The sequence below is a fragment of the Nocardiopsis sp. KDC1DS13DA1 genome (genome assembly GCF_055632325.1).
This window is the reverse complement of the sequence record NZ_JBVMUY010000057.1, coordinates 1-15,505: the sequence shown is the minus strand read 5'-3', so window position 1 is coordinate 15,505 and position 15,505 is coordinate 1. Positions and strand designations below refer to the sequence as shown.

13 protein-coding genes are annotated in these 15,505 nt (G+C 73.0%); 3 read left to right on the top strand and 10 right to left on the bottom strand.

Annotated elements, in window-relative coordinates; all coding sequences use genetic code 11:
* Positions 1–22 precede the first annotated feature (22 nt).
* Positions 23–1,312 (top strand): MFS transporter, encoded by a 1,290-nt coding sequence (locus ACTVAJ_RS29045; RefSeq protein WP_470391491.1) that lies wholly within the window; start codon positions 23–25, stop codon positions 1,310–1,312.
* 36 nt (positions 1,313–1,348) lie between these two features.
* Here the strand turns inward: ACTVAJ_RS29045 and ACTVAJ_RS29040 are convergent, their stop codons facing one another.
* The 4 genes from ACTVAJ_RS29040 to ACTVAJ_RS29025 form a co-directional block, all read right to left on the bottom strand.
* The gene (locus ACTVAJ_RS29040) at positions 1,349–2,089 is read right to left on the bottom strand and encodes an anti-sigma factor (protein ID WP_470391490.1); all 741 of its coding nucleotides are present in this window, start codon (positions 2,087–2,089) and stop codon (positions 1,349–1,351) included.
* Positions 2,086–2,688 (bottom strand): sigma-70 family RNA polymerase sigma factor, encoded by a 603-nt coding sequence (locus ACTVAJ_RS29035; protein ID WP_470391489.1) that lies wholly within the window; start codon positions 2,686–2,688, stop codon positions 2,086–2,088. The genes ACTVAJ_RS29040 and ACTVAJ_RS29035 overlap by 4 nt, the downstream gene beginning before the upstream one ends.
* Positions 2,689–2,772: 84 nt before the next feature.
* Entirely contained in the window at positions 2,773–3,417 is a 645-nt protein-coding gene (locus ACTVAJ_RS29030; RefSeq protein WP_470391488.1) for a fasciclin domain-containing protein, read from the bottom strand.
* Between the two features lie 62 nt (positions 3,418–3,479).
* A complete protein-coding gene (locus ACTVAJ_RS29025) occupies positions 3,480–5,096 on the bottom strand; it encodes a molybdopterin-dependent oxidoreductase (protein ID WP_470391514.1) in 1,617 nt (538 codons plus the stop codon).
* A 154-nt stretch (positions 5,097–5,250) separates the two neighbouring features.
* Between ACTVAJ_RS29025 and ACTVAJ_RS29020 the strand changes: the two genes are divergently transcribed.
* Complete coding sequence (locus ACTVAJ_RS29020) at positions 5,251–6,843, top strand: OmpA family protein (protein WP_470391487.1); 1,593 nt, start codon at positions 5,251–5,253, stop codon at positions 6,841–6,843.
* A gap of 90 nt (positions 6,844–6,933) precedes the next feature.
* Here the strand turns inward: ACTVAJ_RS29020 and ACTVAJ_RS29015 are convergent, their stop codons facing one another.
* A complete protein-coding gene (locus ACTVAJ_RS29015; RefSeq protein WP_470391486.1) occupies positions 6,934–7,722 on the bottom strand; it encodes an SDR family NAD(P)-dependent oxidoreductase in 789 nt (262 codons plus the stop codon).
* Between the two features lie 130 nt (positions 7,723–7,852).
* Here ACTVAJ_RS29015 and ACTVAJ_RS29010 point away from each other — a divergent pair, with 130 nt between their 5' ends.
* Positions 7,853–8,518 (top strand): TetR/AcrR family transcriptional regulator, encoded by a 666-nt coding sequence (locus ACTVAJ_RS29010; protein ID WP_470391485.1) that lies wholly within the window; start codon positions 7,853–7,855, stop codon positions 8,516–8,518.
* A 148-nt stretch (positions 8,519–8,666) separates the two neighbouring features.
* Here the strand turns inward: ACTVAJ_RS29010 and ACTVAJ_RS29005 are convergent, their stop codons facing one another.
* The 5 genes from ACTVAJ_RS29005 to ACTVAJ_RS28985 form a co-directional block, all read right to left on the bottom strand.
* Complete coding sequence (locus ACTVAJ_RS29005) at positions 8,667–9,365, bottom strand: hypothetical protein (protein WP_470391484.1); 699 nt, start codon at positions 9,363–9,365, stop codon at positions 8,667–8,669.
* Between the two features lie 139 nt (positions 9,366–9,504).
* Complete coding sequence (gene lpdA / locus ACTVAJ_RS29000; protein ID WP_470391483.1) at positions 9,505–10,911, bottom strand: dihydrolipoyl dehydrogenase; 1,407 nt, start codon at positions 10,909–10,911, stop codon at positions 9,505–9,507.
* Positions 10,912–11,037: 126 nt separating this feature from the next.
* The gene (locus ACTVAJ_RS28995) at positions 11,038–11,931 is read right to left on the bottom strand and encodes a DedA family protein (protein ID WP_470391482.1); all 894 of its coding nucleotides are present in this window, start codon (positions 11,929–11,931) and stop codon (positions 11,038–11,040) included.
* 504 nt (positions 11,932–12,435) lie between these two features.
* The gene (locus ACTVAJ_RS28990; RefSeq protein WP_470391481.1) at positions 12,436–14,148 is read right to left on the bottom strand and encodes a hypothetical protein; all 1,713 of its coding nucleotides are present in this window, start codon (positions 14,146–14,148) and stop codon (positions 12,436–12,438) included.
* A gap of 73 nt (positions 14,149–14,221) precedes the next feature.
* Entirely contained in the window at positions 14,222–15,337 is a 1,116-nt protein-coding gene (locus ACTVAJ_RS28985; RefSeq protein ID WP_470391480.1) for a winged helix DNA-binding domain-containing protein, read from the bottom strand.
* Between the last annotated feature and the right edge of the window lie 168 nt (positions 15,338–15,505).

Sequence of the window (15,505 nt, the reverse complement as noted above, 5' to 3'; positions counted from 1 at the left end):
CCACAGCGTTCCGCCGGTCCGCATGACCACCGGGCGGCGGGGCCCGTCCGGGCCACCCGGGCGGGCCCCGCACGGGGCCGGGGCGGACGGTTCCCGTGCGCTCCTGCGCAACCGCGACTTCCAGGCCCTCTGGACCAGCAGGTTCCTCGCCGGACTGGGCAAGGAGTGCGGAGCGGTCGCCTACCCGCTCCTGGTGCTCGTCCTCGCGGGGTCGGCGGCGCAGGCCGGTGCGATCGGGGCCGCCCAGGTGACGGCGGCGATGGTCTGCGCCGTCCTCGGCGGGGACCTCGCCGACCGGACCAACCGGCGCGCGGTGCTGCTCGGCTGCGACCTGGGGCGGCTGGCCCTGCTCACCGTGTTCACGGTCCTGCTGCTGACCGGGCACGCCTCGATCCCGCTGATCGCGTGTGTGGCGGTCGCCTCCGCCGCCATGACGGGGATCGCCAACCCGGTGGCCACGGCCGCGACCAAACAACTGGTCCCGGCCGCGCAGTTCGCGGACGCCGCCGCCCAGAACCAGGTCCGCCTCTTCGGTAGCACGGCCCTGGGCGCCCCGGTCGCGGGTGCGCTGTTCAACCTGGCGAGGGCGCTGCCGTTCGCCGTCGAGGCCCTCACCTACCTGGTCTCGGCCGTCCTGCTGCTGGCCGTCCGCCGCCCCATGCAGGCGGACCGCACCGAAGCCGACGAGTGGACCCTGCGCGGCGTGGTCGACGGCTTCGCGCTGTTGGCCAGGCACCCCGTCCTGCGTCCGATGATCGCCTGGATCCTGGGGTTCAACCTGGTCTTCACCGCCACGGGGGCCTTCCTCGCGATCATCGCGACCGCGGAGGGGCAGGGTGCCTCCCACCTCCAGATCGGCATGACCGTCTCCCTGGCCGGAACCGGCGGTCTGGCGGGATCCCTGGCCGCGGGGCTGGTCGTCCGGTGGGCGCGCCCGTCGGCGACCTTCCTCGTGGCGGCGTGGTCGGCGCCGCTGGGAGCGCTCACACTGCTGGTGGCACCCAACGTCGTCCTGCTCGGAGTGATCCTCGGTTGCGTGTTCGCCGTCGTCCCGAGTGCCAACGCACTGTTCTACGGGTACGTGGCCGCCTCGGTCGGCGACGCGCGTCAGGGGCGCGTCCTGGGCGCCGTCGTGTTCCTGGCGATGCTGTCCCAGCCCGTGGGGATCCTCGGCACCGGGATCGTCTTCGACCTGGCCGGACCCGAGTGGGTCTTCCTGACGATGGCCCTGGTGTCCGGAGCGGCGGCCCTGTGCACGCTCACCCCGGTGATGCGCTCCCTGCCCCGACCCGAGGAGGTGTCCGTGGCCTGACGGGTCACGCGCCCGCCAGACCACGGACACCGGTGCTCAACTGCTGAACGTCATCGCCGCGATCGGTTCCGTGGTCGGCTGGTCCGACCCGCCCTCGGGCTCGATCGTGACGGCCACGCCCTCGGCCCCCGGGGCCGAGGCGTCGGCGACGACCGGGAGGGACTCGCCCCGACCGTCGAGGGCGAGGAGACCGGCGGGGGTGACCGCCCCGTTCTCGTGGGTCAGCCAGAGCTGGTAGTCCTGTCCCTCCAGGTCCTCCAGCCCCTGCGCGCCGAACACGATGCGACCCCGGTCCTCGGAGTGCACGAGGGTCATGCTGACCCCCTCCTCCAGTTCGCCGGAGGTGTACTCGGCGTCGGGCGCGGTGAGGACGGAGGTGATGAGCCTCTCCCGTTCCCGCAGTTCGCGGACCTGGCCGACCTGGTCGGCCACGACCGCGCCGAGGGCGACCACCACGGCCAGGCAGGCGGCGAGCACCATCCAGGGGCCCCACCCCCACGGGCGCCGACGGGGCTCGGGCAGGCGTTCCGGGGCGGGTGCCAGCTGCCGGGTCCGGGACACCTGCTCCATCACGCGTTCACGCAGTCCCTCGGGCGGCGCCTGGGCCGCCGTCGAGCCGAGCAGGGCGGCGGTCTCGGAGAAGCCCCGGACCTCCTGCACGCAGGCGGCGCACCCGGCGAGGTGGTCCTCGAAGCGTGTGCGTTCGTCGGGGGAGAGGGCGTTGAGGGCGTAGGCACCGGACAGGCGGTGCGGGTCCTGGCTCAGTGATCTCCTCACCACTCCACCCCCAGGCAGTCTCGAAGTCGGATCAGGCCGTCGCGCATCCGCGTCTTGACGGTGCCCAGCGGCGTGGTCAGCAACCGGGCGACCTCCCGGTAGGTGTACCCGCCGTAGTAGGCCAACCGCACGGACTGGCGCTGGAGGTCGGTGAGGGTGTCCAGGCACCGGCGGACGCGTTCGCGCTCCAGCCGGTCGCCGACCTCCTCGGCGACCTCGTCGAAGGGCCGGTGGGTCTCGGTGGCCGTGGCGCGGGCCTCCCGGTCGGAGGCGGCCTGCTCGGAGCGGACGCGGTCGACCGCCCTGCGGTGCGTCAGCGTCATCACCCAGGCGCGGGCGCTGCCGCGGTTCTCGTCGAACCGGCAGGCGGTGCGCCAGATCTCCACCAGCACCTCCTGGGCGACCTCCTCGGACTGCGCCGGGTCGCGCAGGATCCGGCGCGCCAGGCCGTACACGGAGGGGCTCACCAGTTCGTACACCTCGTCGAAGGCGTCCTCGTCCCCGCGCGCCACGCACCGGAGCAGTCCGGCGAGCCTGGTGTTCGGCGGCCCCTGGGCCACAGCCCCGGTTTCGAGGGGCTCCGCGGCTTCCTCGTCCATCTGCCCACTTCCTCTCACGGGCGGTCGGGAACGGTGCCCGGGCGGCCCGGCGTCAACGCGCGGACCGCCCGGACGTCACGGCCCTCAGGAGGGCATCAGCACCGTGTCGACGATGTAGACCGTGGCGTTGGCGGTCTGGACGTTGCCGCACACCACCTGCGAGTCGCCGTTGACCGTGAAGTCCTCTCCGGCGCCCTCGGTGGTGACGTCCCCGCCCTGGAGCGAGGTGAACGTCCCGTCCTCCAGGTCGGCCGGGGCGTGCCTGCCCTCGACGACGTGGTAGGTCAGGACCTCGGTCAGCTGCTCCTGGTCGGCGAGGAGGGCGTTGAGGTCCTCCTCGGGGATCGCGGCGAAGGCGTCGTTGGTGGGCGCGAACACCGTGATGTCCTCGGCCGAGTTGAGCGTGTCGACCAGGTCGGCCTCGGTCACGGCGGTGACCAGGGTGGACAGGACCGGGTTGTTCGAGGCCGCGGTCGCGACCGGGTCCTGCGCCATGCCCTCGAAGCTGCCCGCGCCGTCCTCGGGGACCGCGGCGCAGCCCGGGCCGAACGCCTCCATGGCGGTCATGTCATCGCCCATGGTCTCCTCGGTGCCGTTGCCCGCCTCCTCGGTCGCCTCGGGCGACGCGGTGTCGGTGGACTCCTCACCGCCCATGTCGCCGCAGGCGGTCAGGCCGAACGCCAGAACGGCGGCGGAGGCGGCGGTGGTAAGAACGCTCTTGCGAATCATGGAACTCTCCTTCAACTTGTTCAACTTCTCTGGCCGCGGTCGCGGCGAGGGAGGATGGTCTGTCACTCCGCCGTGAAGCGGATGCGGTGCCACCCGGTGGCTCCGTCGGGAACGGGTTCGGCTCTGGCCGAGGGCTGTGTGGTACCGGTGGCGTCGGTCGCCCTGACCTCCACGTCGTGCTGTCCGGGTTCCACGGATGTCTCGGTGACCCACTGGACCCAGGTGTCGATCCCGGGGACGCGGGCGAGCTCGGCCGTCCACCAGTCGCCGCCGTCCACCCGGACCTCGACGGCGTCGACCCCCCGGTGCTGGGCCCAGGCCACACCGGCCAGGGCCACGTCCCCGGCGGCCACCCGGCCCAGCGGGGCGGGTACGTCCACCCGGGACATGGTCTTGATCGGCGCGCGGACGCCCCATCCGCGCTGGGCCCAGTAGGCGCGTTCGTCGGCGAACCGGGTGAGCTTGATGTCGGTGACCCACTTGGTGGCGCTGACGAAGCCGTACAGGCCGGGCACGACCATGCGGGCCGGGTACCCGTGCTCGGCGGGCAGCGGCTCGCCGCCCATGCCGACGGCGAGGAGGGCGTCGCGCCCGTCCATGACGACCTCGGTGGGCGTCCCGCAGGTCCAGCCGTCGTGGGAGGTGCTGAGGATCTGGTCGGCGCCGGACTGCACCCCGGCGCGCCGGAGCAGCCGTGCGAGGGGGGCGCCCAGCCAGCGCGTGTTGCCCGCCAGGTCGCCGCCGACCTGGTTGGACACGCAGGCGAGGGTGATGTCGGCCTCCTCCAGCGGCATCGACAGCAGTTCGTCCATCCCGATCTCGAAGGGGCGGTCGACCATCCCGTGGACGCGCAGGGTCCACCGGGACGGGTCCGGCCGGGGGACGGAGAGCGCCGTGTCGATCCGGTAGAAGTCGGTGTTGGGGGTGGTGAACGGGGTCAGTCCCGGGACGCCCAGGTCCACCCCGGCGGGAAGCGGGGGCAGGGTCCGGGCCGGTGCGGGCAGGCTCGGGCCCGCGCCGGGCGTGGCTCCCAGGGACCGGGGGAGCCAGTGGCCGACGGCACCGGCGGCTGCGGACGCCCCCAGGATCCCGGTCGCGGTGATGACGAAACCGCGTCGTCCGGGTTCCCGGGTCGGATCGGGCGTCTCCCCCCGCGCCGCCGGTACCGTCGTCTCCCCCTTCTCCCCCTCCCGGGTGGGGAGGCCGGCCCGGGCGCTCCTCAGCAGGAGTGCCAGGGCCAGCGCACCCGCGACCGCGCCGACGAGGACCGGGACCACGGCTCCCGGGTCGTCGGCACGGCGCAGGAGGACGGCGGCCGCACCCGCCGTCGCCAGAATCGCCACACCGGCGTAACCGAGGACCGGTCGGCTGAGCGCCGCGATCCCCAGTACCGCGCCGGACACGGCGAGAACCAGGACGACCCCGGCGATCAGTACGGGCTTGTCGGCCGTACCGAGCAGCGAGATCGCCAGCTCCATCAGTCCTGGCGGACTGTTGTCGACGAGCGCGTCGCCGACGACGACCACCGGGGACGCGGTACGCAGCGCACCGGCGGCGAGTTCGGCGGCACCGAGGCCGGACACGACGGCGGTCAGGCCGACGGCCGCGCCGACGGCGATCTCTCGCTGGTTCCGGTTCCGGGTGCTGTCGCCCCGTGTCTTGGTGGTCACGTGGGGGATTCGCGGCCGGGTGCGGACGCGGATTGGTCGGAGTGAAAAAAATTCCCCACGGGGGTGCCGCGGCCCCGCGGACGGGGGACGCGCGGTCGGGCCGGGCGCCCGACTGGTAGAGGATGTTGCCGGTACGTCCCCTCAACGATCGGAGTTCCCCCACATGGCGTGGAAGACGACCGTCACCGCGGTCGCGCTGACCGTATCGGGAGCCCTCCTGCTCAGCGGCTGCACGGCCACCGCCGACTGGTGGTCCGAGACCTTCGGCGGGGACGGCCCGCCCCAGGTCAGGGAGGAGTTCCCCTACGTCCGCGAGGGCCGGATCTTCCAGGACACGGGCCAGGACAACGAGATGGCCTTCTCGATCACCGGCCTGGAGCGCACCGACGACTACACGGTCATGTACTACGAGGTGACCTACTCCGACGAGTTCTCCGGTCCCAACCGGAACCTGAGCATGGCGCACACGCTCGTGGACCCCGTGACCGGCCGGGTGTACCGCCAGTTCCTCGACGAGGGCGGACTCAAGTACGGCTCCGAGAGCCCGAACGGTGACGGTCTGTACCCGGTGTTCGACGGGGTCACCAACGAGTACGTCCGCTACTTCCCGCGCCTGCCCGACGAGGTCGAGCAGGTGACCTTCATCGGCAGCGGTCTGGGCGCCATGACCGGGATCCCGGTCCAGGACGTGGACGAGGAGCGGTCGGACCCCCAGGATCCGAACGGGCCCGACCACCTCACCCCGGACAACCCTCCGCCGGGCGGCGAGAACCTCACCTTCGCTAACCGCCGGCCCGACGGCGACGCCGTGGCCGACGAGGGCTGGGTGCAGAGCTTCGTCGACTCCCAGATCGCCTCCACCACCCGTGACGGCGACCGCGAGATCATCTCGCTGCACTCGGACGTGATGTTCGCCTTCGACAGCTCGGACCTCACACCGGAGGCCGAGGAGGTGGTCCGGCGCGCGGCCACGACCCTGACCGCCAACGTCGACCCCGACGACCCGACCATCACGGTCATCGGCCACACCGACGGCATCGGCAGCGCCTCCTACAACGACGCCCTGTCGGTGGACCGGGCCGAGACCGTCCGCGACCTGCTCGCCGAGGAGATCGGCTCCGGGTACACCCTGGAGGTCGAGGGGCGCGGCATGGACGAGCCCGTCGCGCGCGAGGGCGGTCCCGACGACGAGCAGGCCCGCGCCCGCAACCGCCGCGTGGAGTTCTCGTACGTCTACAACACCGCCGCGGAGGCCGCGGAGGAAGCGGAGTACGACGAGGACGCCCTGGGGGTGGCCCAGCGCAACGTGACCTGGCCCGCGCCCTACAGCGACGACCCGGGTTCGGTGGTGGCCAGCGGCGAGCTCGACGGGGTGCGCCTGGACGTCTACCCGCTGCGCCGCGACGGCGCGTACGTGGTCGGGACGTTCGCCCTGACCAACACCGGGGACGAGCCGACCATCCCGGACCTGGGCGGAACGGACGCGATCCTGGCCGGCGGTCCGGAGCAGTTCAACCGGGGCACCCTCGGCGGATTCCAGCTGCTGGAGCCGGAGAGCGGCCTGGTGCGGTACGTGGCGCAGATGGACTTCGGCGAGGGGCGCCACAGCAGCTTCGCCGAGGAGGTGCACCTGCTCCAGCCCGGTAACACCTACGACCTGGTCGCCGTGTTCCCGGCGCCCGCGGCGGACGTGGAGCAGCTGACCCTGCGCGCGGGCCCGTTCGGTGAGTTGACGGAGATCCCGGTCGAGTACTGACCGGTTCCCCGACGGGGGCCCGGGTGGGGGGCGCGGTCGCGGCGTGCGCGGCCGCGCCCCCGTGCGTGCGGGGGCGCGGCTGAGGACGGCTCAGAAGTGCGTGCCGCCGTCGACGCGGATCTCGGTGCCGGTGACGAACGCCCCGTCCTCCGAGGCCAGCATGGCGACGACGGAGGCGACGGTCTCCGGGCCGGCGAACCCCCCGCCGCCGACGGCGGGGCTCAGCTTGGCGAACAGGCGCATGTCGGCGTCCTCGGGCAGCCCGGGGCCGGCGCTCTGCCCGCTCGCGCCGCTGCCGTCCGTCATGCCGCTGGAGATCGACCCCGGCTGCACCGCGGTGAAGCGGATGCCGTCGGCGGCGTACTCGCTGGCGAGCGCGTGGGTCATGGACTGGATGCCGCCCTTGCTCGCCGCGTAGGCGGCCATGTACGGGTGCGCGAAGGCGGCGGAGGTCGAGCTGAAGTTGACCACCGCGGGGCTCCGGCCCTCACGCAGGTGCGGCAGCGCCTCGCGGATGACGAGGAACGTGCCGACCAGGTTCACCTGGAGGATCCGGGTGAAGTCGGCCGCGCTGGTCCGCTCGGTGTGCGAGGAGCGCAGGATCCCGGCGGCGTTGACCAGGGCGTCCAGTCCGCCGAGCTGGGCGGTGGCCGACTCGACGGCGGTGCGGACGGACGCCTCGTCGGCGATGTCGACGACCACCGTGCCGAGGCGGTCGGCGGCCTGTCCCGCCCTGGCCAGCGTGTCCCCCAGCCCGGCCTCGCTCACGTCGGCGGCCGCGACGGTGCCGCCCTCCGACAGCACGCGCAGCGCCGTGGCCTGGCCGATTCCGGATCCGGCGCCGGTGACGAGCACGCGGCGCCCTGCGTAGCGGTTCATGGTCTGCTCCAGACTCTCGGGGCCGTCGGACTGTCGGCGGCGGCCTCACTCCTCTTACACGTTATGCACATGTGGCACGTCATGCCACACTGGCGTGAATGGTCATCACCACACGACTATGCTGGTCGGAATGAGTGCCGCACCGCCGCCCGAGGCGCCCTCCGCACCCCTGCACGAGCGCCGACGACGGGCCACGCGTCTGGAGATCGCCCGCGCCGCCGCCGCGCTCTTCGCGCGTGAGGGGGTGGACCGGACCACCGCCGAGGACATCGCCCGCGCGTCCGGGGTGGCGCTGCGCACCTTCTACCGCTACTTCCGCACCAAGCAGGACGCCGTGGCGCCGTTGCTGCTGGCGGGGGCCGACCGCTGGCGCGCGCGGCTGTCCGAGCGGATGGCGGCTCCGGAGAACGAGGGCGCGACCGGGAGGGACCTGGTCGGCTTCCTGGCGGAGTCGGTCGCCGAGACCATGGCGGAGGGGGACGACGGCGGTCCGGAGGGCCTGGAGTGGACGCGCGCGCTTCTGCGCGCCGCCGTGACCGACGAGGCGCTCCGCGACGTCTGGTACCGGGTGAACCGACAGTCGGAGGAACACCTCGCGGAGGTGCTGGAGGCGTGGCCGGGGTTCGGTGACGACCCGATCGCCCACCGCCTGGCGGCGGCCGCCGCCACCGACGCGGTGCGGGTGTCGCTCGAACGGTGGGCGGTCACCGACGCGCCCGCGGAGGGCGACGGCGGTCCGGCCGCTCTGGTCGGCCGATCCCTGCGGCTCCTGGCCGGGGGCGTGCTCACCTCCTGAGCCCCGCCCCGGGGGCGTACTCGGGGCGGGTCGTGTCCCGCTCGCGTGCGGGTCCCGCGCCGGACACCCCGGGGCTCCTGTTCGGGCACCGTCGGGGTTCGGCGGGACGGGGCGGGCCCAAGCGCAGCGGGGCCCGCAACAGGCGCCGCTAGTTCCTGATCCGCTCCGCGGCCGTCATGACGACGCGTTCCAGGTCCTCGCGGGGCACGTCGCCGTAATAGGAGATCGCGGTCACGTGCAGCTCACCGGGGAGCTCCAGGTACAGGTGGCGGCTGGATCCGTCCACGGCTCCCACGTACTCCAGGTCGCCGCCCAGGGTGTCGGCCTCGTCGGTGTGGTAGGTGTCCACGTCCACGTCGACGTCCACCTCCCAGTTCATCTCCTCCTGGGCACCGGGCACCTGGACCACGTCGGGGTTGAGGCTCGGGTCGGCGCCCAGGGTGAACACGACGGTGAGGGTGGGGCCGCCCGGCTCGGTGCCGCCGTCGCCGTAGGAGCACACGAGCTGCTCGGCGCCGTCGATCCCCTCGACCGCTCCGGCCTCCTCGGTCAGGACCGGGCCGGGGGCCAGGTCGCCGACGACCTCCGCCACGCCCGCCGCCGCGCACGATTCGGGGAGGGCGTAGCCGGGCGTGTCCGGGTCCTCCCCGGCGTCGGGGGAGGCGCTGGGCTCGCCGCTGGCCTCGCCGAGCGGCAGGCCCTCGAAGGCGTCGAGGTCGCCGCTGGACAGGCTCAGGTCCATGTCGAGGTCGATCACGCCGAAGCCGACGAGGGCGACACCGCCGACGGCGACGACGACAACGGCCGTGCCCAGGCAGGACAGGGGGGTGGAGGGGATCAGGCGCATGGGTGGCTTTCGGATCGGGGAGCGCCGGGCGGCGGGAGGAGGCTCCGGCGGGGGTCACAGGGAAACTTAGCAAGTCCCCCGGGTGCCCCGCCGACGTGGCCGAGTCCTCGTTCCCGCCGCCCCGCGCGTCGCGGTCCGGTCAGAGGTTGATCATGTGCCCGGCCAGGCCGTGCACGGCCTCCTTGACCGCCTCGCTGAGCGTCGGGTGGGCGTGGATGTTGCGGGACACCTCGTGCACCGTCAGGTCCCACTGCTGGGCCAGCGTCAGCTCGGGCAGCAGCTCGGTGACGTCCGGCCCGATCATGTGGGCGCCGAGGAACTCCCCGTACCTGCCGTCGGAGATGACCTTGACGAAGCCCCGGGTCTCACCCAGGCCGTGCGCCTTGCCGTTGGCCATGAAGGGGAACTTGGCGACCTGGACGTCGTACCCGGCCTCCCGCGCCTCCTTCTCGCTGTAGCCGAAGCTGGCGATCTGCGGCTGGCAGTAGGTCGCGCGCGGGATGAACCGGTAGTCGATCTCCTGCGTCTCGGCGTCCGCGATGGTCTCCACCGCGACGATGCCCATCGCCTCGGCGGTGTGCGCGAGCATGAGCTTGGCGGTCACGTCGCCGATCGCGAAGATGTTCGGCACGTTGGTGCGGCCCCGGGAGTCGATGTCGATCGCGCCGCGGTCGGTCAGCTTCACGCCGGTGTTCTCCAGGCCGTAGCCCTCGACGTTCGGCGCGAACCCGATCGCCTGGAGCAGCCGGTCGGCCTCCAGGGTCTGCTGCTTGCCGTCGGAGGCGGAGACGGTGACGCGGACCTTCCCGCCCGTGTCCTCGACCCCCTCCACACGGGTGGAGGTCATGACCTTCACGCCGAGCTTCTTGTAGGCGCGCGCCAGCTCCTTGGAGACCTCCTCGTCCTCCAGCGGGACCATGCGGTCGAGGAACTCCACGATGGTGACGTCGACGCCGTAGTTGGCCAGGACGTAGGCGAACTCCACGCCGATGGCGCCCGCGCCCGCGATGATGATGCTCTCGGGGAGGTTCCCGTCGAGGATCTGCTCCTCGTAGGTGACGACCCGCTCGGAGAGTTCGGTCCCGGGGATGAGCTTGGTGGAGGACCCGGCGGCGATCACCGCGTTGTCGAACGTGACGGTCTCGGTGGAGCCGTCCTCGCCGCGCACCTGGACGGTGTTGGCGTCGAGGAACGTGCCGCGCCCGTTGAGCTCGGTGATCTTGTTCTTCTTCATGAGGAAGTGGACGCCCTTGACCCGGCCGTCGGCCACCTCGCGGCTGCGGCTGTGGGCCTTGCCGAAGTCGAACTCGACCGTGCCGTTCACCCTGATGCCGAACTGGTCGGCCTCGGTGTGGAACAGGTGGGCCAGCTCGGCGTTGCGCAGGAGCGCCTTGGAGGGGATGCAGCCGACGTTCAGGCAGACGCCGCCCCAGTACTTCTCCTCGATGACGGCCGTGTTCAGCCCGAGCTGGGCCGCGCGGATCGCCGCGACGTAGCCGCCCGGACCAGCGCCGAGGACCACCAGATCGAAGTGTCGCTGTCCCATGACGGGATCTCTCCTTGAGTGTGCTCGTGACGCACCCAGGCAGCCGGCAGGCCCGGGGTGTCGGATTGCCGAACGCCAGCCTAGCCGTGCGGTCCCCGCTCGTGGGTGACCGGGGGAGCGCACGTCCTACGCGGTCTCCCCGTCGGGCGGTGCCGCCTCGGCGGCGGCTCTGCGCCTGGCCCTCTCCGCCCGCTGCTGCTTGAACACGGGGTAGAAGGACATCACGAAGATGATCGCGAGGGTGAGCCACAGGGCGTAGCGGTCGACGAGGAGGATGACGTCGACCCCGGTCTGGCCGCTCGCGTACCCGACGGCGGTCACGATCCCGGTGAGGATCAGGGCGCCCAGGGCGTCGAAGAGGAAGAAGGTCCGCAGGCGCATGCCGGTCCAGCCCGCGGTGACGTGGATGAGGGCGGCGGGCACGCCGGGCAGGTAGGAGAGCGTGAGCGCGATCCGGATGATCCACGGGTTGAGGTCGTGGGCCCTGTCGGCGAACCGCCGGGCCCGCTCGCCCTGGGCGAGGAGGTTGATGAAGCCGCGCCCCCAGCGCCGGCCCAGCCACCAGAACAGCCAGTCGACCTTGACCTTGCCGACGACGCCCGCGACCACGACGAGCCACAGCGGGATCCGCCCGATCGAGGCGTAGGCCGCGGCCGCGCCGACGGCGGCGTTGCTCCCGGTGAGGAAGGCCAGCCCGATCGGGTGGTCGGCGATGAGGAGCGGCTTGAGCGGCGTCAGGGCCAGGAAGAACGCGGGGATGCCGATGGCGCAGGCGAGCAGGGCCTTGTCCTGGCGGGTCGCCTTGCCCTTCCAGGGCTTCATGGCCCGCAGCGCCTCCCGCGCCTCGTGCTCGCGTCTGGCCCGGGCCGCCTCCTTGGGGTCGGTGGCGGGGCCGTCCGCGTCGGCGGCGGGGTGCTCGTCGGCCCGGTCGGTTCCGGTCTCGGCGCCGCCGACGCCCGGGGCGGCCCCGTCCGTGGTCGTCCCGTCGGCGGCCGGGTGGGTGTGCCTCTGCGTTGCCATGGGTCCCAGCATGTCGTGACGGATCCGTCCGTCGTAGTCGTACACGTCACCGTGTCGGAATGAGGTACGCGGCACGCTCGGAATGACATGTGTCATGTCGGGGCGCGTGCGGGGTACGGCGTCCGCGGACCCGGGGCTTCTCACCCGGCGTGGCCGAGGACGAAGAATCCCTGTCTTTCGGGTGTTCGGGCAGGGTTCGATGCGGAGCGGGGGACCCGAACAGGCACCGTCTGGGGCCTGTTCTTTGGCGCGGTCACCCAAGGGGGTCGGCGCACGGACACGGTCCGAAGCGGAGCGGGGGACCCGAACAGGCACCGTCTGGGGCCTGTTCTTTGGCGCGGTCACCCAAGGGGGTCGTCGTCCGGGCGCCGACAGGGTTCTGCAGGACGAGGCGAGCCGCGCAGCGAGGAACGAGCGACAGGCGTGGCCGAGGACGAAGAATCCCTGTCTTTCGGGCGCACGGACACGGTCCGAAGCGAAGCGGAGGACCCAAGAAAACACAGCCTAGTCCTCGGGGCCGGGCGGCAGGGGCCACCGCCAGGACGGGGCCCAGCGACAGCTCTCCGAGACGCCCGGTGGCATGGGCGGGAGCAGGTGCGCGCCGGGCGGGCGGCCCTCGTCGGCCGCGAGCGGCTCCGGGGCGGGCGGGGTCGGATCGGCCGCCCACGGGTGCGGCTCGGGCCGGTCCGGTGCGGGGCTCCACGGCTCCGCGCCCAGAGGGTGCGACGCGACCGGCTCCGGGGCGAGGGGATCCGTCATGGCGCCCCACGGTTCGGTCGCGACGGGCTCGGGAACACCGCCGGGACCGCCCTCCGGTTCCCCCGGCCCGCCGGTGTCCCGGAGGGGGCGGGGCTCGCGGAACGGGAGCGGCTCCCCCGGCTCCCGCAGCCCTTCGGGCTCCCAGATCTCCTCGCTCCCCAGAGCCTCGCCGAACCCGCCGGGCTCACCGAAGGCACCGGGCTCACCGAACCCGTCGGAGCCCCGCACCGTCCAGGACTCCTCGTTCGCCCAGGACGCCCCGGCCTCCTGCGGTTCCTCATCCGGGGAGTCGAAGGGCGCCGACAGCGGCCCCGAGTCCACCTCGGCGAAGTGCGCCGCGACCCCGAAGTGGCGGGGCGCGCGCTGTGAACCGGTGTCGTCGTGCTCGACCGGCGGTGCCAGCGGGTGTCGGACCGAGCCCGCCGGGTGCATGCGCGACCACCACGCGGCGGCCTCGTCCGGGTGCAGCTCCTCCAGGATCTCCAGCGATCCGGGGATGTGCGGGTGGCGGCGGCCCGCGCGCCAGGAGTGCGCGAGCGTCTGCGGTTCCAGCACCAGGACCCGCTCGCCCTCGATCACGGGGATGTCCCCGGGGACGGCCTCGTTGCCGATCCAGGTCCCGTCACCGCCGACCAGGTCCCACTCGCCGCGCACGACGTCGGCCAGCGGGTCGGCGGGCGCGTTCAGGCAGGCGGCGCTCCAGCGCGGATCCGGCCGGGTGCCGGGGACCTGGCGCCCCTCCTTGCCGATCAGCGCGTCCGCCAGCAGCGTGTGCAGTTGGAAGTTGTCGCCCATCCCGTCGAACCGCACCCGGAACCCCCGCCAGGACACGCGGTCCAGGACCAGGGCCCGGCTCGCCTCGGCCATCCGCAGCAGCTCGCGGACCTCACCGAACTCGCTGAGCTGGGTCGCGAGGGCGCGCACGATCTGGCTCAGCCCCTCCAGCGCGCTGGCGTCCCCGCGCACGGCCGAGCGCACACCGGAGTCGCCCAGCATGGCCTTGGCCGCGAGGCCGTAGCGCTGCGACGTCCACCAGCCGACCGTGGCCAGCGGCGCGTTGTCCCCGAGGACCTCCTCGACCCGCTTCTCCTCGGCCTCGGTCACCTCGGTGGGCGCTGGGAGCGCTCCGCCGCCCGTCTTGTCCCACGCGTGCATGAACGCCACGGCCGCCTGGCCGTAGCTGCCGAGCTGGCGCAGCACCTCCAGACCGACCTGTCCCGCCGGGGCGCCCGACTCGACCAGGGCCCCGGCCAGGACGGCGAGGTCGGCGGCCACACCCGCGGCGGGCTCGCAGTCGGCGAGGACCGGTGCGAGCGCCTCCATCGCGGTGGCGAGTTCGTCCCTGGACACCTGTGAGGACAGCCGGAACACGTCGTGCACGGCGGAGGGGAACTCTGGTGCCTGGCTTGCGGCGGTGTCGAGGACGCGTTGGAACGCGGCGCGGAACTCTTCAGTCACCCGAGAATCCTTCCATATCCGCACGTGTCATCCGTGGTCCGGACAGGTCTGGACAAAAGACGCGCCACGGGGGTCAGGGTGCGGCGAGGAAGCGGACCTCGTGCCCGTCGCGGTCCGGTTCCAGGAACCGCAGCAGCCGCAGTCCCTCGGCGGTCACCTCGTCGGTCTGCGCCGGGTTCAGGGGGCGGAACGGGACGACCTCGACGGTCGCCGCGCGGCGCGTGCGGACCACCTTCCACGCGGCGCCGACCTCACCGTCCACCAGGACCGTGGCCGGGGGCATCCCGTTGCGCGCGGAGATACGCCTGAGGTTCTCGGCGGAGATCACCCGGCTCCGGTCGGCGTGGCCGCGCAGGAGGTTGTCGAAGTCGTACAGGAAGCGGACCGGGGCGGGGGTGTCCGGGTCGGGGCGCGGGGCGTCGGGCAGGTCGAGGAGTTCGGCGCCGTCCTCCCCGCGCAGGACGAGGAGCCGGTCGCGCAGGCGGTCGACGACCTCGCGCAGCCGGGTCAGCCCCGACCAGGTCTGCACGTCCTTCACGGTGGCCGGGCCGAACGCGGCCAGATAGCGCGTGACCAGTCTCTCCGGGTCGGGCCGGGTATCGAGCGTGCGCCCGGTCCAGGCGTCGGCCGGGGCGAGCGCGGGCGGCCCCGAGGCGCCCCACACCCCGCGCGGCGGGACCTGCACGACGGGCAGACGGCAGCGGACGACGTAGGCCAGGTCGCCGCCGGGCACGTCGGGCCAGTGTTCGGCGAGGCGGGCACCGAGGTCGGTGGGGGTGAGCGGCTGTTGCTCCAGGAGTGCGCGGCCGACGGTGACGACCGCGTCCAGGTCCAGGCCACGGGTGGTCCGGCCGTGGCTGCTGTGGGTCAGATCGCGGTCGATCACGGGCTGCGCGATGGCCCGCAGCCACGCCAGGTCCTCCGGGGTGACCAGGTGCAGGGTCGAGCGCATGAGGGTGACGCGCACCAGCTCGCCGTCGGTGAGCATGTGTCCGACCGCGTGCGGGTCGAGCCCCTCGATCCGGCTCTGGAGGCCGACGTACCAGGTGTGCGTGGTCTGGGCCTGGAGTCCCACGAGGTGGGTGACGACCTCCGCCACGGGCAGGTCGACGCGGTGGAGGAGGAACTGGCGGGCGAGGGTGGCGCGATTGAGCTCGCGCCGGGTCAGGGTGGTACCGGTCGCGGTCATAGGGGGTGCCTTCCGGTCGCTGCTGGGAGGGTGCACCCTATCCGCCGGTTCGGACGCCGTGCCCGCGTCCGCGGTCGGCGGACGCGGGCGGCGGACGTCAGGCGTGCTGGTCCAGGAGTCGGGCGCAGCGGATCAGTCCCAGATGCGAGTACGCCTGGGGATGATTGC